Raw genomic sequence first — 24,110 nt, 5'->3', positions numbered from 1 at the left:
CCGACGAGTCAGACCGAGAGATCACCCAGTTGGTGCAACAGATGATCGGCGGTGCGCGCGTTGCGATGTGCGACGTATGCGGTCCATGCCCAACCGACGACCGACAGGGAGTACCAGTACAGTCGCCAGTCTGTCGGGTGCAGACCGCTTCCGAGGCCGATGGCCAGCAGCACCATGAACAGCGCGGCGAGCCCGCTATGGAGCATGCGCTGGCGCGAGGCTGCGTCCTGCGCCTGTTCGAGGCGCGGGATCCACGATCCGGCGGTCGCGTCCGGGGGTAGCTCGCGGACCTTCAATGCGCGGCCGATCTCCCGATTCGTACCCTTGTCGGCAGATTCGAACACTCGGACCGGACGCATGTATCGCCACACGAGCACAGATCCGACAACAGCTGGTACGAGCATGCACACGATGGTGGCCACGACCATGATTCACCTACCCGCAGTCTGGGCAAGATGGTCCAGGACTCCGTCCGCGAACCGCCACTGGAGATGGAACGTGGTGAGGTTGACCGCGGAAGCGGCGAGCGCGAGGAAATAGATATAAAGCAGCACGTTGCTCGCGTCCGGATTCGTTGCGATCTCGGTGATCAGCAGCGCCGACCAGAGCGCCGTGAGTGCGATGAACGGGCCGCGCAGCCGTATCGGAGGCAGCTGGGGGTAAACGAGATGTGGCCCGTTCGGGAGAGGGGCCGGGCTGCGACGCCGCTCTGGAATCACCAACCAGCGCACCAGGAGCCCGGCGATGACTGCGGTAAGCACAGTGACGGCGATGAGACGCAAAGGATACCTGTCTTTCCTCGTGTGAGACTTCGTCGGCGTGCATGAATAGATTCGGTCACCTGCGCGGTTGGCGATAGCCACCCATGGGGTGGGTATCGCCCCACCTCACCGGGCTTCCTCGATTTCTCGCTGGGGCGTCGACCGCACCCTTGGGCGCACAGGACCAGCTGTTCGATGCCATCATCTCGCTCAGCGTGCCTGGCAGCCGGGGCGCGATCGAGCAGATGGATCGGCTGCCCACGGCGGCTGCCGAGCAGTCATTGATCAGTCCGGTCACCGTCGTGCGGCCCTGAGCCGGTTGCCCGCGGACCGTGTGACCGTCCAGGTCTCGAGACCATCCATAACCAGCTTGTCCGAGCAGCCCGGATCGATCGCGGAACGGTGTCGGTTGTGCGACGGATCGGTGGAGATTCCGCTCGTTATCGCCTCAGCAAGCATGTAGCTACCACATGCTGACGGACAGCAGTCCGCCCTGTTGCACTCAGCGAAGGGAGATACACGGTGGCATTGGGACGTCGTCGGCTACTGATCAGCTTCGCCGGTGCGGGTGGCCTGGCCCTGGCCGGATGTGGGCGAGAACCCGCGCCCCCCAAACCTGCCACACTCCGATTCGATCCCCCACCCGGCGCCCACGACGTCGATGCGCGCAGCCCCGGCTCGGTCACCGTCACCGACGGGACACTGCGGTCGGTCGAATGGATCGACGAAACGGGCAGATCCTTGCCGGGCGCACCGGCACCCGATCATCGAACCTGGACCAGCGCCGAACCACTCGGCTACGGACACACCTACACCGCGAAAGCTGTTGCGCAAGGCGAATCCGGCGACGTCACCGCGACGACGACCTGCACCACGGTACATCCCCAACAGCTCATCGACGTCTCCCTGCGCTCCGCCAATCTCGTCGAACTTGTCGAAAACGACACCTACGGAGTGGGTTTCGTGCTTGTCGCCAGTTTCGACCAACCCGTTGACCGGGCAGCCGCGGAACGCCACCTGAAAGTCACCACCCAGCCCGCCGTCACCGGTGCCTGGTACTGGCTCGACGATCAGAACGCACACTGGCGGCCCGAGCGGTATCACGCACCGGGAACCAGGATCACGATCGCCGCCGAACTCTTCGGATACCCGCTCGGTGAGGGCCGCTACGGCGTGCGCGACCAACAGGTGTCGGTGGTCATCGGCCCCGCACACGTCGCGATCGCCGACGACGACACCAAACAGATCGAGGTCTTCGACAACGGGAATCTGGTGCGCACCATGCCCACATCGATGGGCAAGGGCGGCACCGCGGTCGTCGGCGGCAGATACCTGTCGTTCTGGACCCGGCCCGGCATCTACACCGTGCTCGACCGAAACAACCCGGTGATCATGGACTCCGCCAGCTACGGCCTTCCGGCCAGCTCCGGCGGGTACCGCACAAGCATCAACCACGCGGTCCGCATCAGCCACGACGGAATCTTCGTGCACGAACTGGCCGCAACCATGTGGGCCCAAGGCAACACCAACGTCTCACACGGCTGCCTGAACATCTCCCCCAACGATGCCGCATGGTTCTACGACTTCGTCATCCCAGGCGACGTCGTCGAGGTGCGCAACACCGGCGGTGACCCCCTCGACATCTGGCAGAACGGCGATTGGAGCATCCCCTGGGCGGACTGGCTTCAAGGCGGCGCCCACACATGACCCCGGTCACCGAATTCCATCTCGGTGACAGTTCTACCGGCTGCGTGCTTCATGCGGTGTCAAGCCGAACTGCCCTTTGAACGACGTGCCGAAGGCACTGAGCGAGCGGAAACCGCTGGCGTAGGCGATTTCGGCTACGGTGCGGTCGGCGGAAGCCTCGCGAAGAAGGCGGCGCGCCCGATCCAGCCGCTCGCTGCGGATCAGTTGCCCCGGTGTCGTACCGGTGCTGTGCAATGCCAGTTGGACCTGTCGCAGAGACCAACCGAGATTTGCATGGGCATCTGTCGGGCATGTCGATGTGCCGGACGATCCTCCTCGCGGTTCTCGACGGGCAAGCCGATGCCGCAGTGCAGGAAGTCGAGCCCTGAAACCGAACCCGAGGTGTCGTGTCGTCGCCTGGGGAGATCTACGGTTGAGGTATGACCGCCTTGGAGTATCGGCATGTGCTGGTCGCGCGGGACGGCGACACGGTACGCATCACCATGAACCGGCCGGACCGGCGCAATGCGCTGTCGGGCGAGCATCTGGCCGAGTTGCTCGCCTCGTTCCGGGCCGCCGGCGAGACCGACGCCACCGGAATAGTGCTCGGGGCGCACGGTCCGGTGTTCTCGGCGGGACATGATTTCGCCGACGTCGCCGCGCGTGACCTGCTCGGCGTGCGGGAACTGCTGACTTTGTGTACCGAGCTCATGTCGACCATCGAGTCGGTGCCGCAGGTGGTGATCGCCCGCGTGCACGGTCTGGCCACGGCCGCCGGCTGCCAGCTGGTTGCCTCATGCGATCTGGCTGTCGCCGCCGAATCGGCCGGGTTCGCGCTCCCCGGCGGCAAGGGCGGCTGGTTCTGCCACACCCCTGCGGTGCCGGTGGCCCGCGCCGTCGGCCGCAAACGGCTGATGGAACTCGCCCTCACCGGCGACCCGATCGATGCCCACACTGCCGAACAGTGGGGCTTGATCAACCGAGCAGTGCCAGACGCGGAGCTGGACACCGCCGTGAGCGAGTTGCTCGCCCGCGCTACTCGGGGCAGCCGGGCCAGCAAGGCGCTCGGCAAACGTACGCTTTACCGCCAACTCGACCGCCCCGAAGCAGACGCCTACGCCCTCGCCCTGGAAGTCATGGCCGCCGCTGCCCAGCTTCCCGGCGCCCGCGAAGGGATGGCGGCCTTCCTGGAGAAGCGCCCGCCCTTGTGGCGCGATTAGCGGTCGGCGGCATCGATTGACTGGCTGATGATGCGCGGAGTCTGCGGAAGGCCGGCAGGCAGCTCGCTGATTGCGGCCTTGAAGTGCGGGCTGCCGACATGGGCGGAGCCTGACGTGCCGGTGGCCAACCCGCCCAGGAGATCGGCTGCTCGGCTGCACGCCTGCTGCGGATCGTCGGTCTACGACGTGAATATCGCATACGCCATGTATGTCAGATGCATCGCGTATATCGCTCGAACGCCGGTGCGGACAGAGCCGAGGGCCCACGCGGCGCGGCCGGCCGCCCTGGTCGGCCATGTCGAGTTGCCGATCGCCCCTCGGGTCGAGGACCAAAGCCAGCAGCCCGCGGACCTTCGGCTTTCTACCGTATGAGTAGCCGAACTCATCGAAACTCGACGAGGCACCGGATATGACCGCGCACCACGATAATCCGCATGAGCTGGCGTCGGCCGCCGTGGTGGTCGGCACCGACGGCTCCGGCACCGGCGAGCTGGCCGTTCGCTGGGCCGCCGAGACCGCGGCGCACCGCGGTCGCCGCCTGCGTATCGTGCACGCCATCGACACCGCCGCCAGCCGCTCGCTCCTCGGCAGCTATGACGTCATGGCGCCCGGAGTCGCCGAGAAGGTGCGTGCGCGCGGCGAGCGCATCCTGGCCTCGGCCGTGCGGTTGGCACATGAGGTCGCCGCCGACCTCGAGGTGGCCACTGAACTCTCCGAGGCGAATCCGGCCAAGCTGCTCATCGCGCTGTCGGAGAGCGCGCACCTGGTCGCCATCGGCGCGACCTCGGGCGTCGGCACACTCGCACACATCGGATCCACCCTGCTCGCGGTCGCGAGCCACGGATACGGCTGCATCGTGGTGGTGCGCGATGCCGGCACCGGAAAACGCATCCGCGATACCGGACCCGTCGTTGTCGGTGTCGACGGCAGTCCTGTCGGTGAGGCGGCGATCGTCGCGGCGTTCGCCGAGGCCGGCGAGCGCAATGCCGAACTCGTCGCCATCCATGCCTGGAGTGATCTGTCCGAGGGGGAATTCGCCGGCGAACAGTATCTCGAAATCCCGATCGTCGACCTGGAAGTCGCCGAACACGCGCTGCTGGCCGAGCGTCTCGCGGGCTGGCAGGAGAAGTTCCCGAACGTCACCCTCACCCGCAAGGTCTTCGCCACCGGGCCGCGCCGGCACCTGTTCGACTGGTCGAAGTCGGCTCAGCTGATCGTCGTCGGCAGCCGCGGGCGCGGCGGTTTCCGCGGACTGCTGCTCGGCTCGACCAGCAATTGGCTGGTGCAGCGGGCACAGTGCCCGGTCATGGTGGTCCACCCGACGTAGTCCGGACCACCAGCGCGCGGACGGTGACGGTAGGTCAGGGGATCTGCGGAACGCGGGCCGCGGCCAGCAGTTCGGCGATTCCGTGTTCGATACCTTCGGCGATCAGGTCGATATCGGGGGTGCTGTCGTAGTCGCCGGTAATACCGAAGACGAGTCGTTCGCGGTAGCTGAGGATCGCGATCGTGGTACGTAGGCGCATGGCGATCGGGATGCAGGGCAGGATTTCCAGTACTTCGCGGCCGTGCATTGTCAGTGGTCGGCGGGGCCCGGGGACATTGGTCGCGAGGGCACCGACGCTGTGCTGCGGGAAATGTCCGGCCAGCCGGAACGCCCAGGCCACAACGGCGAAGGGCAGCCATTCGGCCATCGACAGCATCGACTTCTCGGCCTCGGCCTCCCCTTTCGCGCGATGCTCGGAGATCCGCTCGTGCACCGCCACGAGCTGCCGCACCGGATCCTCGATGTCGACGGGCAGGTACGGAAGCATGGCCGAAACCCTGTTGTCCATGACATATTTCGCGTCCGACGGGCGCACGGATATCGGCACCAGAATCCGGAGCTTGCCCGGTGTGGGCTCCTCACCGCGCTTGTGCAATACGGCCCGATAAGCCGCGGCGATGGCCGCGAGCGCGACATCGTTGACCGTCGCATCGAAAGCCGCACCGATCTCCCGAATTTCCGGCAGCGAAGCGCGGGCGACCACATAGCGGCGTTGCCGTCCTATCGGCCCGTTCAACGAGGACGTGGCAGTCGGCGCGACGGCGGCGTACACCACCGGCACCAGCGCGCGCACCACCGAGACCGCGAGCCGCGGCGCCACCATCGGCAGCCGGATCCCCTTCGCCAGCACACCCGATAGGCCACTTCCCGCGCGATTCTCCGCGCGCGGACCCCGCACGCCACCGTTTTCCTCCGGCCGGTCGCACAGGCCCTCGAATAACGTGATCCCCGAGATACCGTCGACCATGCTGTGATGGGCCTTGACGATCATCGCCCAGCGATCACCCGCCAAACGCTCGACGACCACGCACTGCCACAGCGGGTGATCGCGGTCGAGCCGTTCTTCCAGTTCCGTCGCGATCAGTTCGCGCAGCGCCGACTCGTCACCTGGCTCCGGTAGCGCGGTCCACCGAATGTGGTGCGCCAGATCGAAATTCGGGTCGTCGTCCCATATCGGTGCGGTCAGGTCCAGCGGCGCCCTGCGCACCCGCTGCCGCAGGCGGGCGTTACGCTCGAGCCTCTCGGCCACTCTCGCCCCGAACTCTTCGCGCGTCGGCGGCGGGCCCACCACGATCGCCACCGCGCCGATGCCCAGGCTGATATGGCGGTCGGTGTCCTCCAACTCCATGAATCCCGTATCCAACGGTCGCAGTTCGGTCATGGTCAACCTCGAACAGCTCGATGGTGGCAGCCGGTACCCGCGGCTGGGACAGTGTGGCACTGCCACTCGACAATCGTCGCCTGCCAGTGCCGTCGCGGGTGAGAGACAAAGGTCGACAGTCGAAGCGTCGAATTGCCCTATGTCCGGCGGCGACCTGCCGATACCGTGACCATCGCCCCACATGGCGGCAACTTTCGCCTCTTGGACCCGGCTCGCCGGCATCGCAGGCTGGGCGGTGCGCCATCCCGATTCGCACCGGGTGAACACCGAGGAGCACACCATGTCGCATACCGATGACCCTTTCGCATCCGCCGTTCACACCGCCCGGGAATGGGTGCGCGCCGTCGCGGACGGTCTCGACACCGACGACCGCGCCTTCGCCTATCGGGTGTTGCGGGCCTGGATGCACACCGTCCGCGACCGGATCAGTGTCACCGGCTCCGCTCACCTGAGCGCGCAACTGCCCGAGATACTGCGCGGCGTCTACTACGAGGGCTGGGTGCCTGGCCATGTGCCGGTGCGCCATGGCCTTTCGGAATTCGTCACCCAGTTCGCCAGGGCCGCCGACGTCGACCCCGACGAGGTCGGACCGGTCGCGGGGGCTGTTACCGCTGCGCTATCGGATCTGTTCGCCCCCGGTCAGCTGAACCGAGTGTTCGCGGTGCTGCCGATGCACCTCTACGGGGTGCTGTGCGGCGCGCGAAGCCCCATCGCGGACGAGCCAGCGGCGCTGCTGTCACAGGGCGAGGATCCGGAGATCGATCGGCTCACCGCCCTCGAGGATCGGGTGCGCGCGCTCGGCGACGCGGTCGCGGCACTCGCGCACGGTCTCGAGCGGCTGCCCATCGATGCCTCGGATGTGAATCGAACCGCTACCGCGGCCCAGGAGGCACACCGGATTCTGCTCACCGAGGCACCGGCCCACACCACTTCGCAGGCACACTGACACCTTGCGCGCCACCACCCTCCGAATGGGGACATTGGTCCCCGACCGTCGGGCATCACGGCTCTCACCTGCGGTCGGGCTGCTGCGCGACGCTGAGGGTATGGAATCGAACGCACCTCGCATCGCGGTCGTCTACGCGACCGAAAAGGGATCGACCCGCGATATCGCGGAGTTCATCGCCGCCGAGCTGAACGAGCAGGGCGCCGAAGTGGAGCTCAGCGACGCCGAGCACGCACCGGAGCTGTCGCGCTTCGACACCGTCGTGCTCGGTAGCGCGATCCACGATATGGACCTGCTCCCCGCCGCCGTCACCTTCGTACGAACGCACCGTGCGGCATTGCGGAACAAGAATGTCTGGCTCTTCAGCGTCGGCCTCGGCCCCGCGCTCGGCGGGCGCATCGGAAGCCGCATCGGCCGGATCGTGCCGAAGAAGATCGCCACGCTGCGCGACTCGATAACGCCGCGGGACTACCAGGCGTTCTCCGGACATTACGAGTGTGTCGGGGTCTCGCTGAAAGCCAGGGTGCTGTATCGCTTGATGGGTGGTGGCCGCTATGGCGATCTGCGCGATTGGGCCGCCATTCGGTCTTGGTCCGCGACCATCGCGCAATCACTCGGTCTGCCCGCAGCGCAGTCGAACATCGTTGTCCCGTAATCGGAGCCGAGCCCGATCGCCGTTCGAGACCACGGGCGCGGGAATCGACCATGCGGATCAACGGCAAGTCGATCCGGCACATCCGGCTAGCTCGACGAGGCGGTGGCGAAGTCCGCGTTCAGTGCGCACGGCGCCCCACGACGGTATGTCGAGCGCGTATGGGCCCGGAGTTTCGGTGCCGGGGAGTTGTTCCTGAGCGATGTCGGGCCCGAGATCGCGAGCCGCACACGCATCGTTTATTCGTACGGTGCCATCTTCCGGGTGAGTCGGCGGGCGCCGCCGGGCGCCGAGGCTACCGCCGTCATCGGAAATGAAGATCAGGTAGGTGTTATTCGGTTCACCTGTGCGGGAGAGGGTTTCGATGATCCCGGCGACCATTTCATCGAGGGATTCACCGCGCCGGGCCGGTTCGTCTAGTCGATATCGTTGGTCGCGGCGATTGTCATAGCGCCGTATCCCGGCACCACTACAGCGCGGTGGACTGCCCCGGCTTCCGAGCAGGCACCGGCGCGGCTCCGACAGACCGATGGTCGGCACACCGCAGCTTTCGTCTATTCGCTCCCATTATGCTGCCGAGAGCGTGTTGTGCAACGTCCAGAGTTGCGGTACTGGTGTTACCGCTCCGACCCGTTGTGGGCCGACGGTCTCGAACTGCCGTTGGTAGCCGAGCCCGGTGTCCACGAACGGGATGCTCCCGTGGCTGTGCTGATCCGCCACCACGCCAATCGTTCGGCGAGTTCGGGCAGCCATTCGGGCGGTACGTCGTTCAGCTCCCGCTGTGCACCGGTGACGGCGGCGGAGAGTACCTCGGCGGATACGGCGGGAAAGTCTTGTCGGAGGTGCACGACCGCATCGGTCGGCTGGTCGTCGACGTCGGGCGTGAAGTTCTCGGATCTCACCAATGTCATTTGCGGCTGCCTTGCTAGTGGGTCACATTGTTGCCACCGTATTGCCGGGTAGACACGTCTGGGCAGGGCCGCCGGTCCCTGGATTCAAGGGCCGATTGGCACTATATGTGACCGCCCGCACCCCATCGATGCTCGTTGATCAGGAGTTCCGACGCCCAGGGTCCGCGACGGCCGGACATGTGGTGTAGGTCTTTCGCGCGGGCTATTTTGAGTGGACAGGTTGCAATGGCGCATCGGTACCGAGTACGTCGTTTCCAGTGGGAATCGGGGTAATGCCGCTGTGGTCGAGGTTGTCGACTATCGTGCCCTTTTCGAGGCGGCACCGGGTCTTTACCTGGTGCTGGACCCCTCTTTGCGTATTGTCGCGGTATCCGACGCATACGTGCATGCCACGATGACCGAACGTTCGGATATCCTCGGCCGAGACATTTTCGATGTCTTTCCCGACAATCCGAAGAAGCCGGAAGCCGAGGGCGTGCGCAATCTGCGCGTCTCGCTCGAGCGGGTCGTCCACGATCGCATCGTCGATGCCATGCCGGTACAACAGTACGATATTCGCCGCCCCGACGGATCATTCGAACAGCGGTTCTGGAGTCCCGCCAACTCGCCGGTTCTCGACGAATCAGGCCGGCTGCGATACATCATCCACCGGGTCGAAGACGTCACGGACTTCATGCGGTTACAGGCCGCGGGCGCGGCGCAACAGGAGGAAACCTCGGCACTGCGCGCGTCGGCGCGACAAATGGAACAGGAAGTATTCGCCAGGGCCCGCGAGGTGGCCGAGACGAGTCGCGAACTCAAGGAAGCCAATGCCGAACTCGCACGTATGTATGCGCGAGCAAAGGAACTCGACGACCTCAAGAGCCAGTTCTTCGCCAATGTCAGCCACGAGTTGCGCACACCGCTGATGCTCGTCCTGGCACCGGCGCGCAAGTTGCTCGAGCATGTCGCATTCGATGACCCGTCACACAAAGACCTCGAGGTGATCGTGCGCAATGCACAGGTGCTGCTCGGCCACGTCAACGATCTGCTCGATGCCGCACAGCTCGAAGCGAGGGCGATGCGGCCGGAATATGCGCATGTCGATGTGGCCGATCTGGTGCGGCTTTCCGCGGCATTCTTCGAAACGATCGCCCTGGACCGGGAAATCGAGTTCCAGGTCGAGGCAGCGGATGAGCCGGTGTGGGCCGAGCTGGATCCGGAACATGTGCAGCGGATTGTGGTCAATCTGCTGTCGAATGCCTTCAAGTTCACCCCGTCCGGCGGCAGCGTCCGGTGCACGATCCGTGATTCCGACGATCGGATCATTGTCGAGATCGCCGATAGCGGTCCCGGCATTCCGGTCGCGCAGCGAGATGCGGTATTCGAGCGATTTCGTCAGGTCGACGGCGGTGCGAGCCGGTCCGTGGGTGGCACCGGGCTTGGACTGAGCATTGTCCGGGATCTGGCCCGGCTACACGGAGGTTCAGTCACGATCGCCGATGCCCCAGAGCACGGCGCACTCGTCGTCGTGGAGATGCCGCGCGCCGCCCCGGCAGGTATGCCCGTGCTCGCGACCGGGGCGCCGGCGAACACTGCCGGCGCTGCGGCGACTGTGCTCGCCGCGGTGGCGACCTCGGTCGGCGACACGTCCGTATCCACGATGAACCGACCGCCCCTGAGCACCGACCAGCGGCCCTCGATCCTGGTGATCGAGGACAATCCCGACCTGAACGAGCTTGTCCGCGAATCACTTTCGGACAATTACGAGGTGGCCTCGGCCTTCGATGGGGAATCCGGGCTTGAACTCGCGAAGTCCGGTAGACCGGAGCTGATCGTATGCGACATCATGATGCCGCGGATGAGCGGAGATGAGCTGCTGGGGCGAGTGCGTTCCGACCCTGATCTGGCGAATACTCCGATCCTCATCGTCACCGCCCGCGCCGATGACCAGTCGCGATTGGAATTGGTGCACGCCGGAGCCAATGACTATCTCCAGAAACCCTTCGATGTCGCTGAACTCCGTGCGCGTGTCGACAATCTGGTGCGGTTACGACGGGCCGAAGACCAGGCGCGGGCCGTGCGGTTGATCGACGAACGCGAGCGTATCGCTCGGGAACTGCACAAGACGGTGCTGCACCGTCTGTTCGATATCAGTTTGAAACTGGGAGCGGTTCGTCCGCTCGCGCGTGTGCCAGCCGTGGCGTCCCGCATCGACGGGACCATCGCCGAACTCGATGCCGTGATGGCACAGATCCGCGCGACCGTCGCCGGACTGGAAACCGAAACCGGCACGCCGGACGGTTTGCGCGTGCAGGTGCAGGATCTGGTCGGCGATGCGGCCGACGAGTTGGGGGTGGTATCCGAGGTCACCTTCGATGGTCCCACCCACCGGGTCGAGCCGGCAGTCGTCGAGGTCAGCCTGGCAGCCCTGAATGCGATCCTGGCCACGATAGTCGCACGCGAAGTGGCCCAGGAAATCGAAGTGACGGTCATCGCGGATAGCGACCTGCGCATCAGTGTATGCGAAACGGCAAGCGCACCAGTGGCTTCTGGACCCTTCTGCGATGAGCTCGCGGTGCTCGCCGCGAAACTGCCCACCTACTCCGTATCGTTGACGACCACATCACCCGCACCGAACCAGCACATCTGGACCTGGATGGTGACGGCATCGCCGCAGGATTCGTCCGATTGCGGGGAGATCACTGCGTGAGGCGGCCGAAGGCCGTGCTCAGCGCCGGTGCTCTCGATCAGTTCGAACGCACCACGATCATCGGCACCTCCACCGAGTGCAGCAGTCCATTGCTGGTGGATCCGAGGACCATGCTGGCAAATCCGCCACGACCACGGCAACCGACGACGACCAGTTGGGCGTCGGCCGACGCGTCGAGTAGCGAGCGAACCGATCTGTCGGCCACCACGGTCCGATGCACCTTAACGTCCGGATAGCGTTCGGCCCAGCCCGCGAGGCTTTCGGCGAGCACCGCCTCCGCCGAAGCGCGTGCGCTCTCCCAGTTGACCAGCGGCAGATCGACCGCGCTGGTGTCGCTCCATGCGTGCAACGCGATCAGGTCCACGTTCCGGTGCGATGCCTCTTCGAAAGCGAGTTCGATGGCGGGTGCACTGTTCTCTGTGCCGTCGACCCCGACCAGTACCGGTCGGGTCGCCGATATCGCGTCGATCGCCGCGATCCCGTGGATCACCGCGACCGGGCAGTGGGCGTGATGAGTGGTGGCGGTGCTCACCGAGCCGAGCAATCCGCGCTGGAGCGTGCCGCGGCCCCGGCTGCCGACCACCAGCATATGCGCGTGCGTGGAGCGCTCGATCAGCGTCGGAATGATCAGGTCGAACGTCACCTCGGTGGTGATGGCGAGATTGTCGCCGGGTGCGGCTGCCTGCGCGAGGCGGATGGCCTCGGCCAGGATGCGCTCGCCGTCGCGACGCAGCCACTCGGTATCGGATTCGGTCAGCAGCGCACCGGGGCCGTAACCCGTCTGGATCCCCACCGAGGTGAGAATATGCAGCCTGCGATGACGCGACGCGGCTTCGGCCGCCGCCCAGGTGACCGCCTGATACGAATTCGCCGAACCGTCGACGGCCACGAGGATCGACGCATCGGATTGTTTGGTGCGCGAAGCGCTTTCGTCTGCCATGTACTACCGTTTCGCGGTCATTGTCGGTCCTGTTCGATCGTCCGGGAGACCCATTCGCGGTCCGATCCGGTGGCCCGTCCGTGGTCCAGCAGCCATCGCGTACCCGCACGGGAACCATTCGACGAACCGGGTGCTCTTCCGAAGGCTCGATATCAATGAGCATGGCGTTTCGACAGCGGCGCGAGCAGAGAAGAAGGTCATCTTCCGGATGGGTCGAGTGGCCTCAGCTGGCTGCAGCCGATCGGTGCCGCGTTCGGACTCGCCGCGCCGTACCTCGGTGGCGCGCTATCGCGATGCGGCGCCGTCCGCCCGTGGTCACCGACGGTCGAAGGTCACCTGAGAAGCGTCGGTTCGGCTCTGTGCGCGCCTGCGGCCCGGACGTAGCGTCGAAATCATTCGAGCCTGGGCCGAACGCTCGGCACATACCGAACTCGATCGCATCACCGATCGGGTCCGAGACCGAAGGATACGACGATGCCCTACCGCATCCTGATCGATGAAGCGCACCCGCAGACCATGCTGGAACTGCGGCGCGCCATCCGCGCCGACCATGCGGGCGAGGATATCGACGCCGGGATGCGAGCGCTGTACGAACTGGCGGCCACCACCGGCCTGGCACCGGTCGGGCCGCCGTCGACCACCTACCTCGGTCACTTCCGCGCGGAAACCTCGACCGAGGTCGACTTCGGTCTACCGGTCACCATTGGGCCCGTCGAGGACAAGGGTGACCAGGCTTCAGTGCACCGAACCGAGCCGGGCCGCTATGTCCGCACGACCCATCGCGGCGACTATCAGCACATCGGCGATGCATACCGGGCGTTGGAGAATTGGTTGCGCACCTCGTCGTTCCAACCCATCGGACCGCCGACCGAGGTTTACCTGATCGCACCCGACGAGGTTGTCGATGCGCGCGACCTGGTCACCGAGATCCGCATTCCGGTCGCATCCGCCGAACTCCTCGTGCGGGTGCCGACCTCGTTCGCCGACACCGTCGCCGCCGTGCGCGCGGCCCTGGCCGAACAGGGGTTCGGCGTGCTGACCGAAATCGACGTGCGCGCCACCCTGCGGGCGAAGCTAGATGTCGAAATGGAGGACTACCTGATCCTCGGCGCCTGCAACCCCGAGCTCGCGCACCAGGCGCTCGATATCCACCGGCAGGTCGGTCTGCTGCTGCCCTGCAATGTCGTGGTGCGCACCGACAACGATGCCACAGTTGTCGAAGCCGTCGACCCGGACATCCTCGTCAACCAGACGCAGCAGCCCGCGTTGCGGCAGATCGCGCAGGAAGCCCGTGCCGGTTTGGCCGCCGCCTTGGCCGCGGTCGTAAAGCGTTGCGCCGCACCGGTCTAGCGGCGCCCGAATCGGCTCGGTGGTCGAGAATCAGCTGGCAACAGCCGACTCGAACGGGTCGAGCACATCATCCACCGACCGCCGCGGCGTCATCGGTAACGGCAGAGCACTGGTCGGGGGCCAGCCGATCCGCAGGACCGCCTGCGGATGGGCGAGTTCGTCGAGCACCTCGACGCGCACCCTGCGGCGCAGGTCCGCGCGCTCGAGCGGTTCGGTGAGCAGGCAGGTCGCCAGGCCGATATTGGTGGCGGTCAGCAGCACCGCACTGATCGCCTCGCCCGCGCGTAACCGCGACAGCCGATCGTCGGCCGAGGTGCTGATCATCAGTAGTTCGGCGTAATCGGGTTCGTGCGCATCGCCGGCCGAAGCGGGCGATGCGAACTCGCGGGCCTGCGGTTCGTGCGGCCGGGCGGCGGCGGTCCGCATTGTCTCGATCAGTACGTCGCGGGGGCGGTCACGGGCCTGCGTCACGGTGGCACCCAGTGCTGCGGCGCGTTCGTTCACCAGCCCCAGATATCCGTGCGGGATCGGCCACGACGAGTAGTGCCTGCGGTCGGTCTGGCGTGTCGAAATCACCGCGCTCAGCGCGATATCCAGCGGTGTCGGCCGGTGGCGTACCAACTCGACTGCCGCCAAGTGGTTCGGATCCACCGGATTCGGCAGTCGGTGCACTACCGCCGACCAGCCGAGGGCTGCGAACGCGATGCGCAGATGATGCAATGCCGCGCCGCAGCTCAGCACCAGATCGCGCTGCTCCGGATCGGTCGAGATCGGTGTCGGCGTGGGGTCGAGGTACAGGTGGACGTAGCGGTCATCGATCCGCCACCGCCACGGCTGAACATTGTGTACCGATGGCGCACGCACCGCGAGCGCCAGTGCCGTCTTGACGGTGCTGTCATCGGGCAGTCCGTGGTCCATGTCGCCTTCCTTGGTCGATTTCGACCACAGTCCCACCGACGGCACGCCACCGATAAGAGCACGACGGCCCCTATTGACGGGACTTCGGACGCCATTGGATGACCGCCCACCGGCCGACACCGTGGGCTATGACTGCCGATCCGGGATTGCGCTGTCCGATCCCGATCTCGGCCACCAACGAGCGGGTCATGCTCGATGCCATCCTGGCCGGAACCAGTGGCCGTGTCGTCAAGGACATCGCGAGCCTGGAGTCGATCGATGCGATCCGGGAGGTCGGTGCGGTGGAATCCCTGCTCGACAACCGGGCCGCGGCGGCGCTGACGGCCGCCGCGCATCGAGGCGGAGACGAAGAACGCGGCACGCAGGCAGCGGCATCGGCCTCGATACTGAATCGGTCGAAACAACGCGACCGACCGGTCCGGCTCGGCCGATGATCGAACTCGGTCGGTGGATCGTGAAAGAATGTCTGGTATGGAAGGCCAGGCGTCGGCTCACGGCAGTCGGCCACCGGTGATAGAGACGTTGTCTCAGCTGCGGCTGCGTGAACTGCTCATCGAGGTCCAGGACCGCATCGCGCAGATCGTCGATGTGCGCGACCGGATGGACCGGTTGATGGAGGCAATGCTCGTCGTCACGGCCGGTCTGGACCTCGACAACACGTTGCGTACGATCGTGCACACCGCCATCGAACTGGTCGACGCGGAATACGGCGCGCTCGGTGTCCGCGAGACCGATCCGACGAGCAACCAGCTGGCCGAATTCGTGTACGAGGGCATCGATGACCGTACCCGCGTCATGATCGGCGATCTGCCACGCGGGCACGGTGTGCTCGGCCTGCTCATCGAGCAACCGAAACCCATTCGGCTGACCAATCTTTCGGCTCACCCCTCCTCGGTCGGCTTTCCCGAACACCATCCGCCGATGCATACCTTCCTCGGTGTTCCGGTCCAGGTCCGTGAGGAAGTGTTCGGCAACCTCTATCTCACCGAGAAAGCGGGCGGGCTGGAGTTCACCGAGGACGACGAGGTAGTGGTGCAGGCGCTGGCCGCGGCAGCGGGCATTGCCATCGAGAACGCCCGTCTCTACGAGCAGTCGCGCGCCCGCCAGCGGTGGCTCGAGGCGACCAGGGATGTGGCTACCGAGCTGCTGGTCGCCGGTGAATCGAGCGAAGTCCTCGCACTCGTCGTCCAGCGCGCCCTGAACCTGACCGCATCGGCGTGCACCTTCATCGCCCGGCCCGAAGATCCCGATATCCCGGCCGAGGAGGTGGCGGAGTTGGTGGTGGTCGCGGCGGCAGGCGTCGACGCCGACGCACTCACCGGTCAACGGCTACCGGTCTCGGCATCGAATTCCGGCGAGGTATTTTCCCAAGGGCGGGTGCTGTCGGTCCAGAAACTGTCATTCAACCCATTCCCCGATTCCCCTGTCGAATTCGGCCCGGCGCTGATACTTCCGCTCCGAGCCGGACGTACGGTCATCGGGGTGCTCACCACCCTGCGGCCGGTCGGTACCACCCCGCTCGACACCGCCGCGCAGACGATGATGGCCGCCATCGCCGACCAAGCCGCACTCGCCCTGCAGCTGGCCGACACCCAGGAGCGGATGCGCGAACTCGACGTGCTCTCCGACCGCGATCGGATCGCCAGGGGCCTGCACGATCACGTCATCCAGCGGCTGTTCGCCGTCGGGCTGTCCCTGCAGGGCACCGCGCAGCGAGCCAGGGCACCCGAGGTGCGGTCCCGGCTGTTGGAGACGATTGATGACGTCCAGGCGATCGTCCAGGACATCCGCCATTCGATCTTCGATCTGCAAAGCAATACCGCCGCGGATTCCTCGAAATATCGCAAGCACCTGCACGGGATCATCGTCGACATGACGGCGGACACCGGGCTGCGCACCACTGTGCGGTTGGCCGGCCCGGTGACGGTACTTTCGCCGCCGCTGTCCGAAGATGTCGAGGCGGTGCTGCGCGAGGCCGTGAGCAATGTGGTGCAGCATGCATCGGCCAGCAACGTATCGGTCGAGTTGAAAGTGCGTGATGATGTCAGCATCGAGGTGACCGATAATGGCGTCGGCGTCCCCGATGACATCGCGCGACGCAGTGGATTGGCCAATATGGCGGCGCGGGCCGAGGAAGCGGGCGGCACGTTCAGCATCGAGAACCGCCCCGGTGGTGGCACAGTCTTGCGCTGGTCGGCGCCACTGCCCTGACCATGGTCCGCGGTAGGGCATTCGTCCTCGCTCAGCGGCCCCGTGGCCAGACCTGAGGCATCTAGCCTGCGATGTCCGATCGAGCGAACCATGGTGCTGTGTGGCGCGACAATTTCCAGGTCGCTGGCCACGGTGCGGAAACCGAAGCCGGTCCCGCGCATTCGACCAAAGGCCCCCCGGATGGGTCTTTCGGCACTGTGGTGACCCGCCCCGCAACAGCGACCCTGGAAAGACGACCGTCGATGCCCGGCAGGCCCACGTGGGCACCCGCCGGACAGGTCGGCGAATCTCGCCCGAGAGGAACATGGCCATGGCCACCACCGCCCCGCCCGTCACTGTCCGCCGCCTCGGCCCCGACGACGCCCCCGCGATTCGGCACCTGCACGCCGGAATGGATGAGCAGGACAGTATCTTTCGCTTCTTCACCCCCGCGCCGAAGCATTTGGACAAGGTCGCGGCGGCGATCGCTCGTGACGATTCCGCGCACGGGGCGGTGGGCGCATTCCTCGGCGATCGGCTCATCGGGGTGGCGAATTTCGTGATGTTGCCGGGCACCAAGGCGGCGGAGGTCGCGTTGGTGGTCGCCCACGATGTCCAGGAGCACGGCATCGGCACGGATTTGCTGCACCAGTTGGCGGCGCTGGCTCGGGAACGGCGGATCGAGCGTTTCGTCGCCGAGGTCATGCCGACGAATTCGAAGATGATGCGCCTCATCATCGATGCCGATTTCCCCGTCACCGCGCACCGCCAAGACGATATCGCCCGGGTCAGCGTTCGCCTGTGATCATCGATCCATTGATCATCGGCACCGCGCGCGTGGTCGAACGGTTCGACCACGAAGAGTACGTGAGCCGATTGGAAACCCTGCGCGGCCACTTGGCCGTCGTTCCCGCACCGGCAGTCTAGGCGGCCTTGTCGACAAGCCGGATGCCGGAGACGATCGAGGGCTCGATTTCGATGACGGTATCCATGACCTGGTGGACCCAGGGGTGCAGCAGGGGCTCGTATCGGGCGATGCGCACGGGATCGGTGACCGGGCGGGCGAGGCCGGTCACCACGACCGACCAGCCGGTGCGCCGGTGTGGGTCGATCTCGTCGGCCTGGTAGGCGACCACCACATCGGAGTTGCCGCGCACGGCCGAGGTGAGCACGGCTGTGAGACGGGTGCGCACGATGATGCGGCCGTCCGCATCGACCAGATGGTTGACCGGACGAATCGCCGGTAATGCGTTGTGGCTGAACACCACTCGACCGATCGGGACGGTCGCGAGCAGGTCCAATGCCGTCGCCCGATCGAGCTCGACAATCGAGTGCCCGGGGTAGCCGGTCGCGGCGAGATCGCTCACGCTGGCTCACCCCCGGTTGCGGGCAGCACGATCGTCAGCGCACCGTCGTAGCGGCGATACAGCAGTCGTCCCCGCCCACCGCTCGGATCGGTGCAGAACAGGAACGGCAGGCCGTACCGGCACAGCCGGGCCGCCGCTTCGGCCTCGGTAAGGCGCGGTGTGGGAAGCGGATTCATGGTGAGCGACAACCCCGAAAGCACCTCGGGGAGCTGCCGTTGCTGTTGGCGCGCCATGCGGACTCCGAGTGGGCCCGCCCAGTAGACGACCGCGTCCTCGCCGGTCTCTGCATCGGTGAACAAATACGCGTCGTAATCCATCGCGTCCATCACACGGACCGCGTCGGCCGGGGTTCCGATCAGCAATGCGCAGTGTTTGCGGCGGACGATCGGCTCTTCGTCGGACGGCGCGGCCAGTGGCGGGCGGGCAGGATCGGGCCAATACCGGGGCACCGCGTCGGAGTTCAGCCGCGCGAACCCGCGGTCGAGCCGGTCGGCGAGGAAAGTGGCGATGAACCCGCTCGGCCCCGGAACCTGAACTCGCACAGGGCGATTCCGGAACACCACATTCGCCTGTGCCAGCATCGGTCCGCCCGAGCAAGGCGCTCCGGTCAGCCGCACCCGCGCAGGTTCATCGACGTGGTGACAGCGCAGCACTCTATCGATCGCACGCATGACTCGGTTGATCTGGATGGGCTCCACCGAGCCCCGGGTGGTGCATTCCCCCTCCGTAACTGTCCTGGTCGACCACAGCTCGGATATACTCACCAGACAACCTCTCCTCGGCAGATAACCTCAGCAGTTTCACCGTGCCGCGACAGCGTCGAACAGGGCCGAAGGTCCTATGAATCGAGGACTCCGGCTTTGTCATATCGACAAGGCGGGCGCCGATCGCTACGACCGCCGATTCCCTGCCAGGGTGACTTTCGGCCCTCGCTGATCCACTTCGATATGTCGATGAAGAGCGCCAAGGGTCTATTCGGAAAGGAGCCAGCCATGACTACCGCACAGGCCATCATGCAGCCCGACGTCGCGAGCATTACGGTCCGCGACACCATGGAAACCGCGGCGCAGCGGATGCGTCAGCTCGATATCGGCGCATTGCCGATCTGCGACGGCGAGGGGCATCCGGTCGGCATCGTCACCGACCGCGACATAGTCGTCAAATGCGTTGCCACCGGCGCGAATCCGCACACGACCACCGCGGGGGAAATGGCCCAGGGCGACGACCTGCGTACCGTCGACATCGGCACCGATATCGACGACGCGCTGGCGTTGATGGAGCGGAGTCGGATCCGGCGACTCCCGGTAACCGAAGCGGGCAAGCTGGTCGGCATCATCACCGAGGCCGATCTTTCCCGTCGCCTACCCGAGAGCACGGTCGGTGAATTCGTGGAAGCCGTATGCGCACAACATCTTCCGGCATCGGCCGACGAAAGTTCACAATAGCGAGAGCCCGCGTCGAAGCGCCGGGCGCGGGTGATCGAGGATCTCGACACCGCGCACCGATGTCCTCACCGGGCCGACCGCACGGCGCGAAGTGGACTGCCTGGCAATAGCTTGGTGGCCATCATCGGATGCCGCCCGCGCAGCTTGCGACCGCATCCGCCGGTCGTGCACACCTGCGGTCCGGAGTTGTCCGTCGGTGCGGTAGTGCCCAGGGGGCCGCCCGCCGAAGCGCTGGTGACACCGGGTACACACCCGCATCGACGTGGTGAGCGCAAGGACCGCCCGCACCCGCTCGCTCCTGTTGTGCAGGTCCTGAGGACCATGGACCTTCGAGAACGGGCGCAAGGCCCATATCGACCGGCACAGCGCCCGACGACACTCGAGAGTATGACCGATACCAGCCCCTCCCCTGTACGTTCCGTGCCGGACCATCCGACGGTGCTGGCGGCCATGCGCTTGGCCAGCCGAGCACCGTCACTGCACAACTCCCAACCGTGGCGCTGGGTGTTCGACGGACTCCGGCTGCACCTTTACCGCGACAACGATCGCCAGCTGACCTCGGCGGACCCGCTGGGTCGGCAACTGGTAATCAGCTGTGGGGCGATGCTGCACCATGTACGTACCGCATTCGCCGCCAAGGGCTGGCACACCGACACCACACGCCTACCCGACACCAGCCGCGCCGACTACTTGGCGGTTATCGAGTTCCGGCCGTGGCCCGAACAACCGATCGGCGTGCTGGCCCGTGCCCGCGCCATCGACCAGCGGCGCACCGACCGACTGCCGCTGTACGCGCCGACCGGCCTACCGCAACTCGTGCACACCGGGCGCATGCTGGTGGCACCCCATGACCTCGAACTCGATCTCCTCGATGAAACCGCTCACGCGAAACTCGCCGCCGCCTCCGAGCACACCACCGCGGCCCGCCGCTACGACATGGAGTACCAGGCCGAATTGCATTGGTGGGCGGGACATTCCGGTGACCCGGAAGGCATCCCGCGCGAATCCCTTGTCTCCGATGCCGAATTCGCCCGCGTCGGCGTGGGCCGCACCTTTCCCACCGCACCGCATTCGGCCCGCCGCGCCCCGCTCGAAGACCATGCCCGCCTGCTGGTCCTGAGCTCACCCCGCGAATCGGTCACCATGTGGCTGCACACCGGTGAAGCACTCTCCGCCGTTCTGCTCGAATGCACCACCAGCGGCCTGGCAAGTTGCTCGATGACTCACATCACCGAAATACCCGCGGCCCGAAAGGTCATCGCGAACATGCTCCCGCACCCCGGAATCCCCCAGGTACTCATCCGAGTCGGCACCGTGCCCGACGGCGAGCCCGAATTCCCGCCAACCTCCCGCCGCCCGCTCTCCGACATCCTGACGATGAAGCACGAATAGGAATGAACGCAAGCGATCCTGCTGACACTCCCGAGCTGCGGACGGTGCGAACGGCGCTGATGCTCGCCTGCCGGGCGCCATCACTGCACAACACCCAGCCGTGGCGCTGGATATTCGATGGGACCCGATTGCATCTGTTCAGCGATCCCGATCGACTGTTGCGTTCCGCCGATCCTCTCGGCAGGCAACTGGTGATCAGCTGCGGCGCCGTACTCGATCACGCGCGCTTGGCCCTGCTGTCGATGGGCTGGTTCGCCGATGTCATCCGGACCCCCGATCCGAATCTGCCGGGGCATTTGGCCACGCTCGAGTTCCGGCCCTGGCCCGGCTCGCTGAACACGACGGCCGCCCGGATCCGCGCGATTCGCCAACGCCGCACCGACCGGTTGCCGATGCTGGCTCCGCCGGGCTGGATCGAGGTATTCGACGCCATTCGCGAACTGGCGAGACCACATCATGTGGCGGTCGACGAGGTCTGCGACAGTGATCGTCCCCGGCTGGCAGCCGCCACCGACCATGCCACCGCATTGCGCCGTTACGACATGCCGTATCAGAACGAATTGCATTGGTGGAGTGGACATTCGGATGCGAAGGAGGGGATTCCCGTTGCGGCGCTGGTGTCCGATGCCGAGGGGGCCAGGGTGGACGTCGGCCGCAGCTTTCCGGCCGCACCGTATTCGTTGCGTCGCGGGCAACTCGAGGACCAGTCCCGACTGATCGTGCTCAGCACCCTCGGTGAGACGCCCGCACAATGGCTGCGTACCGGCGAGGCACTGTCGGAGGTGCTGCTCGAATGCACCGCCCGTGGCCTCGCCACCTGTGCACTCACCCATATCACCGAGCTCGTCGCCAGCCGCTGGGTCATCGCCGATCTGCTTCCCGACAAGGGCGTGCCCCAGGTCGTGATCCGAATCGGCATCGCGCCCGAGGACACCGACCCGGTCCGGACACCACGCCGACCACTCGAGGAGGTACTCGAGGTGCGCTCGCTTCGCCCCTGAGACCGATCGCGGACCGCCCCGCTGCGCCGACAGCTCGGGCACGGCGGTGAACGGGGGTATTTTGAACAGGTCTGGAAGTAGAGATCGGCAGCTGCTGGTACCGGGATAGTGCACTGTGATCGCGCTTTCCAGTGCGATCAGCCCGCTCCCACAGCCGCGATGCGCCGAGCGGACGAACGCGATCCGCTCACCAGAGCAGCGACCAAGGAGACATGACCAATGGCTTCTTTGCTCTCGGTCAACGTCGGCATGCCGAAAGACGTCGCCTGGCAGGGACGCACTGTTCACACCGGAATCTTCAAATCCCCTGTCAGTGATTCTGTGCTGGTGCGCAGGCTGAATATCGACGGTGACGGCCAGGGGGACCTGAACGGCCACGGTGGAGAGCAGCGTGCCGTGCTCGTATACCAGATCGACTCGATCCGGTATTGGCAGCGCTTTTTCGGACACAGCAGTTTCGAGTTCGGACAATTCGGCGAGAACTTCACTGTCGAGGGGCTCAGCGACCAAGAGGTGTGCATCGGCGACCGGTACCGGATCGGTGAGGCCGAGTTCGAGGTGACCCAGCCCCGGGTGACATGTTTTCGGGTCGGCATGCGGCTCGGTGTCCCGACGTTGGCAGCCCTGCTGGTGGCGCACCACCGGCCAGGCTTTTACTTCCGAGTCATCACCGAGGGGCGCGTGCGGGCCGGCGACGGGATCACCCGCACCCGACGCGGTGCGCACCGGATGAGCGTCGCCGCCGTCGACGCAATGCTCTATCTGCCCCACCGCAATCCGCACGACCTGAAGACCGCACTCGACATCCCGGCACTCAGCCCCGGTTGGCGGCAATCCTTCCAGGAGCTGCTGGCCGGCGAAACCGCTGCGCGGGCTGTAGCTGCCGAACCGAGCTGGAGCGGTTTTCGTGGCATGAGGGTGGTCGATATCGTTCGTGAAAGTTCGACCATTACTTCGGTGTACCTCGCGGTAGCTGAGGGTGCCAGGCCGCCCAGCGCGTTGCCCGGCCAATACATCACGCTCCGCCTCACCGATGCCGGTGACCCCGCCCCGGTCCGCAGCTACTCGTTGTCATCGGCGCCCGGGAGCGACACATACCGGATCAGCGTGAAACGTGAGGGACTGGCGAGCACCTACGTGCACACCCGATTGCGCATCGGCGCCATCGTCGAGGTCGCCGCACCACGTGGTGACTTCGTCCTCGCCGCGGGTGCCGGACCCGTGCTGCTGGTATCCGGGGGTGTCGGCGTCACACCGGTACTGGCGATGCTGCACCAACTCGCCGCCCAACGCAGCGACCGTGACGTGTGGTGGCTGCACACCGCGCACAACAGCGACCAGCAAGCGTTCGCCGACGAAGCGCACCGCTTGCTGCAATCACTACCCAACGCCCACGAGCAGGTATTCCACACTGCCCCCGCCAATGGAGTGCCACCCCGCCGATTGACCGCTGAAACACTCGCCACCCTCGGTCTACCGTCGGGCGCCACGGCATACGTGTGTGGACCGGAACGGTTCATGACCGCCATGTGCGAATCGCTGACCGCGCTGGGGATCACGCGCATCCACACCGAACTGTTCGGAACACGGACACCGATCAATCCGGGCGTGACCACCGTGTCGAGCACCCCACCCCATCAGCCACCGGGTCCTTCCGGCACCGGCCCCTCGGTCACCTTCGCGCGCAGTGGACTGTCGACCCGGTGGCAGCGCACCGCGGGATCACTGCTCGAACTCGCCGAGGCCTGTGGCGTGCCCACCCGATGGTCATGCCGCACCGGCGTGTGCCACACCTGCACAACCCCGCTACTCGCTGGCGCCACCAGCTACCTGCCGGACCCACTGGAAGCCCCCGACAACGATGAGGTGCTCATCTGCTGCGCTCGCCCGGACGGCGACATCGTGTTGGATCTGTGAGAGGCCGGCCGACT

Annotated in this window: 26 protein-coding genes and 1 pseudogene; 17 read left to right on the top strand and 10 right to left on the bottom strand. The window is 65.9% G+C overall.

What is annotated here, in order from left to right; genetic code table 11:
* Positions 1 to 8 precede the first annotated feature (8 nt).
* Both AB0L58_RS14980 and AB0L58_RS14975 read right to left on the bottom strand, forming a co-directional pair.
* Positions 9 to 404 (bottom strand): hypothetical protein, encoded by a 396-nt coding sequence (locus tag AB0L58_RS14980; RefSeq protein ID WP_364386653.1) that lies wholly within the window; start codon positions 402 to 404, stop codon positions 9 to 11.
* Between the two features lie 27 nt (positions 405 to 431).
* Positions 432 to 761, bottom strand: coding sequence for a hypothetical protein (locus AB0L58_RS14975; RefSeq protein WP_364386651.1), 330 nt, complete (start codon positions 759 to 761; stop codon positions 432 to 434).
* Between the two features lie 170 nt (positions 762 to 931).
* Here AB0L58_RS14975 and AB0L58_RS14970 point away from each other — a divergent pair, with 170 nt between their 5' ends.
* On the top strand, positions 932 to 1,075 hold the full coding sequence (locus AB0L58_RS14970) for a hypothetical protein (RefSeq protein ID WP_364386649.1): 144 nt from the start codon (positions 932 to 934) through the stop codon (positions 1,073 to 1,075).
* A gap of 208 nt (positions 1,076 to 1,283) precedes the next feature.
* Positions 1,284 to 2,468: an Ig-like domain-containing protein gene (locus tag AB0L58_RS14965; RefSeq protein WP_364386647.1), complete on the top strand. Its 1,185-nt coding sequence runs from the start codon at positions 1,284 to 1,286 to the stop codon at positions 2,466 to 2,468.
* A gap of 33 nt (positions 2,469 to 2,501) precedes the next feature.
* On the opposite strand, the gene AB0L58_RS14960 is transcribed toward AB0L58_RS14965, so the two are convergent.
* On the bottom strand, positions 2,502 to 2,816 hold the full coding sequence (locus AB0L58_RS14960; RefSeq protein WP_364386707.1) for a helix-turn-helix domain-containing protein: 315 nt from the start codon (positions 2,814 to 2,816) through the stop codon (positions 2,502 to 2,504).
* Between the two features lie 71 nt (positions 2,817 to 2,887).
* Here AB0L58_RS14960 and AB0L58_RS14955 point away from each other — a divergent pair, with 71 nt between their 5' ends.
* Together AB0L58_RS14955 and AB0L58_RS14950 are read left to right on the top strand one after the other, a co-directional pair.
* Entirely contained in the window at positions 2,888 to 3,667 is a 780-nt protein-coding gene (locus AB0L58_RS14955; protein WP_364386645.1) for an enoyl-CoA hydratase-related protein, read from the top strand.
* A 409-nt stretch (positions 3,668 to 4,076) separates the two neighbouring features.
* On the top strand, positions 4,077 to 4,994 hold the full coding sequence (locus AB0L58_RS14950) for a universal stress protein (RefSeq protein ID WP_364386643.1): 918 nt from the start codon (positions 4,077 to 4,079) through the stop codon (positions 4,992 to 4,994).
* A 34-nt stretch (positions 4,995 to 5,028) separates the two neighbouring features.
* Here the strand turns inward: AB0L58_RS14950 and AB0L58_RS14945 are convergent, their stop codons facing one another.
* Positions 5,029 to 6,375, bottom strand: a complete 1,347-nt coding sequence (locus AB0L58_RS14945) for a wax ester/triacylglycerol synthase family O-acyltransferase (protein ID WP_364386641.1) — start codon at positions 6,373 to 6,375, stop codon at positions 5,029 to 5,031.
* A gap of 181 nt (positions 6,376 to 6,556) precedes the next feature.
* Between AB0L58_RS14945 and AB0L58_RS14940 the strand changes: the two genes are divergently transcribed.
* Together AB0L58_RS14940 and AB0L58_RS14935 are read left to right on the top strand one after the other, a co-directional pair.
* Entirely contained in the window at positions 6,557 to 7,321 is a 765-nt protein-coding gene (locus tag AB0L58_RS14940) for a DUF2267 domain-containing protein (RefSeq protein ID WP_364386639.1), read from the top strand.
* 100 nt (positions 7,322 to 7,421) lie between these two features.
* On the top strand, positions 7,422 to 7,976 hold the full coding sequence (locus AB0L58_RS14935) for a flavodoxin domain-containing protein (RefSeq protein ID WP_364386637.1): 555 nt from the start codon (positions 7,422 to 7,424) through the stop codon (positions 7,974 to 7,976).
* Between the two features lie 57 nt (positions 7,977 to 8,033).
* Here the strand turns inward: AB0L58_RS14935 and AB0L58_RS14930 are convergent, their stop codons facing one another.
* Both AB0L58_RS14930 and AB0L58_RS14925 read right to left on the bottom strand, forming a co-directional pair.
* Positions 8,034 to 8,354, bottom strand: coding sequence for a hypothetical protein (locus AB0L58_RS14930; RefSeq protein WP_364386635.1), 321 nt, complete (start codon positions 8,352 to 8,354; stop codon positions 8,034 to 8,036).
* Positions 8,355 to 8,590: 236 nt separating this feature from the next.
* The gene (locus tag AB0L58_RS14925) at positions 8,591 to 8,884 is read right to left on the bottom strand and encodes a hypothetical protein (protein WP_364386633.1); all 294 of its coding nucleotides are present in this window, start codon (positions 8,882 to 8,884) and stop codon (positions 8,591 to 8,593) included.
* 211 nt (positions 8,885 to 9,095) lie between these two features.
* Here AB0L58_RS14925 and AB0L58_RS14920 point away from each other — a divergent pair, with 211 nt between their 5' ends.
* A complete protein-coding gene (locus AB0L58_RS14920) occupies positions 9,096 to 11,576 on the top strand; it encodes an ATP-binding protein (protein WP_364386631.1) in 2,481 nt (826 codons plus the stop codon).
* 37 nt (positions 11,577 to 11,613) lie between these two features.
* Here AB0L58_RS14920 and AB0L58_RS14915 read toward each other — a convergent pair whose 3' ends face one another.
* On the bottom strand, positions 11,614 to 12,516 hold the full coding sequence (locus AB0L58_RS14915; protein WP_364386629.1) for a universal stress protein: 903 nt from the start codon (positions 12,514 to 12,516) through the stop codon (positions 11,614 to 11,616).
* A 474-nt stretch (positions 12,517 to 12,990) separates the two neighbouring features.
* Here AB0L58_RS14915 and AB0L58_RS14910 point away from each other — a divergent pair.
* Together AB0L58_RS14910 and AB0L58_RS14905 are read left to right on the top strand one after the other, a co-directional pair.
* Positions 12,991 to 13,446, top strand: a pseudogene (locus AB0L58_RS14910) (GyrI-like domain-containing protein); the annotation flags it as partial.
* Between the two features lie 30 nt (positions 13,447 to 13,476).
* The gene (locus AB0L58_RS14905; protein ID WP_364386705.1) at positions 13,477 to 13,866 is read left to right on the top strand and encodes a DUF302 domain-containing protein; all 390 of its coding nucleotides are present in this window, start codon (positions 13,477 to 13,479) and stop codon (positions 13,864 to 13,866) included.
* Positions 13,867 to 13,896: 30 nt separating this feature from the next.
* Here the strand turns inward: AB0L58_RS14905 and AB0L58_RS14900 are convergent, their stop codons facing one another.
* Positions 13,897 to 14,784, bottom strand: coding sequence for an NAD(P)H nitroreductase (locus AB0L58_RS14900; protein WP_364386627.1), 888 nt, complete (start codon positions 14,782 to 14,784; stop codon positions 13,897 to 13,899).
* A 128-nt stretch (positions 14,785 to 14,912) separates the two neighbouring features.
* On the opposite strand from AB0L58_RS14900, the gene AB0L58_RS14895 reads away from it, so the two are divergent.
* The 4 genes from AB0L58_RS14895 (at position 14,913) to AB0L58_RS14880 (ending at position 17,901) form a co-directional block, all read left to right on the top strand.
* Positions 14,913 to 15,218, top strand: coding sequence for a hypothetical protein (locus AB0L58_RS14895; RefSeq protein ID WP_364386625.1), 306 nt, complete (start codon positions 14,913 to 14,915; stop codon positions 15,216 to 15,218).
* Between the two features lie 37 nt (positions 15,219 to 15,255).
* Complete coding sequence (locus AB0L58_RS14890) at positions 15,256 to 16,995, top strand: GAF domain-containing protein (RefSeq protein WP_364386623.1); 1,740 nt, start codon at positions 15,256 to 15,258, stop codon at positions 16,993 to 16,995.
* A 310-nt stretch (positions 16,996 to 17,305) separates the two neighbouring features.
* The gene (locus AB0L58_RS14885) at positions 17,306 to 17,779 is read left to right on the top strand and encodes a GNAT family N-acetyltransferase (RefSeq protein WP_364386621.1); all 474 of its coding nucleotides are present in this window, start codon (positions 17,306 to 17,308) and stop codon (positions 17,777 to 17,779) included.
* Positions 17,776 to 17,901, top strand: a complete 126-nt coding sequence (locus tag AB0L58_RS14880) for a hypothetical protein (RefSeq protein ID WP_364386619.1) — start codon at positions 17,776 to 17,778, stop codon at positions 17,899 to 17,901. Before AB0L58_RS14885 ends, AB0L58_RS14880 begins: the two co-directional genes overlap by 4 nt.
* Here AB0L58_RS14880 and AB0L58_RS14875 read toward each other — a convergent pair.
* Both AB0L58_RS14875 and AB0L58_RS14870 read right to left on the bottom strand, forming a co-directional pair.
* Positions 17,898 to 18,341, bottom strand: a complete 444-nt coding sequence (locus AB0L58_RS14875; protein WP_364386617.1) for a pyridoxamine 5'-phosphate oxidase family protein — start codon at positions 18,339 to 18,341, stop codon at positions 17,898 to 17,900. The genes AB0L58_RS14880 and AB0L58_RS14875 overlap by 4 nt on opposite strands.
* Positions 18,338 to 19,105 carry a sigma 54 modulation/S30EA ribosomal C-terminal domain-containing protein gene (locus AB0L58_RS14870; RefSeq protein WP_364386615.1) on the bottom strand — a complete coding sequence of 256 codons (768 nt, stop codon included), beginning with the start codon at positions 19,103 to 19,105 and terminating at the stop codon, positions 18,338 to 18,340. Before AB0L58_RS14870 ends, AB0L58_RS14875 begins: the two co-directional genes overlap by 4 nt.
* 228 nt (positions 19,106 to 19,333) lie before the next feature.
* Between AB0L58_RS14870 and AB0L58_RS14865 the strand changes: the two genes are divergently transcribed.
* From AB0L58_RS14865 to AB0L58_RS14850, 4 genes are all read left to right on the top strand, one after another.
* The gene (locus tag AB0L58_RS14865) at positions 19,334 to 19,786 is read left to right on the top strand and encodes a CBS domain-containing protein (protein WP_364386613.1); all 453 of its coding nucleotides are present in this window, start codon (positions 19,334 to 19,336) and stop codon (positions 19,784 to 19,786) included.
* Positions 19,787 to 20,173: 387 nt separating this feature from the next.
* A complete protein-coding gene (locus AB0L58_RS14860) occupies positions 20,174 to 21,178 on the top strand; it encodes a hypothetical protein (RefSeq protein WP_364386611.1) in 1,005 nt (334 codons plus the stop codon).
* A 2-nt stretch (positions 21,179 to 21,180) separates the two neighbouring features.
* Positions 21,181 to 22,179 (top strand): hypothetical protein, encoded by a 999-nt coding sequence (locus AB0L58_RS14855; RefSeq protein WP_364386609.1) that lies wholly within the window; start codon positions 21,181 to 21,183, stop codon positions 22,177 to 22,179.
* A gap of 219 nt (positions 22,180 to 22,398) precedes the next feature.
* On the top strand, positions 22,399 to 24,096 hold the full coding sequence (locus AB0L58_RS14850; protein WP_364386607.1) for an MOSC and FAD-binding oxidoreductase domain-containing protein: 1,698 nt from the start codon (positions 22,399 to 22,401) through the stop codon (positions 24,094 to 24,096).
* The last annotated feature ends 14 nt before the right edge of the window (positions 24,097 to 24,110 follow it).

It is taken from the genome of Nocardia sp. NPDC052112 (assembly GCF_040680135.1).
Taxonomy (GTDB): domain Bacteria; phylum Actinomycetota; class Actinomycetes; order Mycobacteriales; family Mycobacteriaceae; genus Nocardia.
Note: the sequence above shows the minus strand (reverse complement) of the source record. Positions and strands in the feature narration are given on the sequence as shown.